Origin of the sequence: Moorena sp. SIO4E2 (assembly GCF_010671945.1) — a bacterium.
In the GTDB taxonomy this organism is placed as follows: Bacteria; Cyanobacteriota; Cyanobacteriia; order Cyanobacteriales; family Coleofasciculaceae; genus Moorena; species Moorena producens.
On record NZ_JAAHIE010001062.1, the window covers coordinates 1 to 1,812 of the forward strand.

The 1,812-nt window shown below is 42.9% G+C and carries 1 pseudogene; it reads left to right on the forward strand.

Going from position 1 to position 1,812, the window contains the following annotated elements:
• Positions 1–298 precede the first annotated feature (298 nt).
• A pseudogene (locus F6K37_RS40645) lies at positions 299–1,538 on the forward strand (RNA-guided endonuclease InsQ/TnpB family protein).
• Positions 1,539–1,812 lie beyond the last annotated feature (274 nt).

Here is a 1,812-nt window from a genome sequence, read left to right on the forward strand (position 1 = left end):
TGGTGTCAGAGTTACCTCTACTAGTTCTCGCAGCCAGTTTAACGATATACGCATGGACTCCTAAATTTTTTTGCTGAACTCTAATATAAGGTAATAAATAAGGTGCAAGTTGCCGGTTACTTCCACCAAAACATTTTTCTATTGTGATCGGGATAACCCCTTAACGCTTGACCAAAAATAATGGGTTTCAAGCCCCGTCCTAAAAGGACGGCTTTAATTTTAATGGCATCCATTCTTGAGCTAACGCTTGCATCATAGCTCAAGAATGGGTGATAATTAGGCTAAGGAGGTAAGCAAAGTGTTTAATCTCACCTACGAGTTCAAGCTAAAACCCACCAAACAACAATCAAAAATATTTGAAGACTGGTTGGAGCAATGCCGCAAGGTCTATAATTATGGATTAGCTGAGCGCAAGGATTGGTATAAGTCTCGTAGCTGTCAGATTAACGCTTGCTCTGTCCGTAGTGAGTACATTATTCCAACAGATGCGTGCGCGTCCTACTTATGCCAGTCAGTGTCGTGGGTTAACTGCTGCTAGGAAAACTATTGAAGAATTAAGAGCTGTTCAAGTTCATGTTTTACAGCAAACACTAAAAAGACTAGAAAAAGCTTTTGTTAGTATGTGGGAGCAAGGCCATGGTTTTCCTCGCTTTAAGAAGCACGGACAAATGCGGTCTTTTGTTTTTCCGCAACTAGGTGTTAAACCCCTCGAACCTGGCAGAGTAAAACTCCCCAAGATTGGCTGGGTGAAGTTGAGACAATCACGAGAGATACCTGGCTTAGCTAGAGTCAAGCAAGCTAGAGTGATTAAACGATCCTCGGGTTGGTATGTAATGCTCACGTTAGCGTGGGACGTAAATATTCCCCAAGTTATGCCTCACGGAGAAGCATTGGGGATTGATGTGGGAATTTCGCATTTTGTGGCTGTCAGCAACGGTGCTCTGTTTCCTAATCCGCGCCCTTTCAAACGCCTCGAACGCAAGCTTAAATTGCTGCAAAGGAGGGTAAGTAGGAAACGCATTGGAAGTGGAAACCGTCGCAAAGCACAAGAGAAAGTCAACAAGTTACACGAACGAATCGCTAACATCAGAAAAGATGACTATTGGGAATTAGCTCATAATCTCTGGGATTGGGCTGGGATGATCTTTGTTGTTGGCGAAGCCTGTCCGAAGGACATAGATCTAAATCTCAAAGGGTTGGCTAGAGGGATGTTGGGTAAGCACTGCCTAGATGCAGGATGGGGACAGTTTTTCCAGGTATTAGAGCAATGCTGTTTTAAGCGTGGCGTTTATTTCCAAAAAGTAGACTCTAAAAAGACTAGTCAAGTCTGCCCCAATTGCTTAACTGAAACTGGCAAAAAGACGTTAGCTGAGCGTGTACATCGTTGTGAAAATTGCGGCTACACAACCGATAGAGATGTGGCAGCTGCTCAAGTAGTCCTTCTACGTGGACTTGCAGCCGTGGGACACAGGGTCAAGATGCTTTCCGAGGGCAAGTTTGTTGGAATCCCTATGAAGAAAGAATCCTCGTCCTTCTAGGACGGGGAGTGTCAAAAAAGTACACTACCTATGGTCAATACTAAATAAACGCTCTAAAATATAGGTAGCTTCATATACATTTTACTTGAATAACCCTTTACTTAACTCAAAATTGTCCTTTGTACCCTTAGATGGATGCCAAAAATAGGGTATCCTGGTTGAGGATCAGGTTTCACCGGAATAGTTGTCTAACTAAGGGGGTAGTAAAAGGCATTTTGCAGAAAATAAAGAAAAGTAAAAGACTATAAATAATCTTTGCTGCTCAGGTACTCCG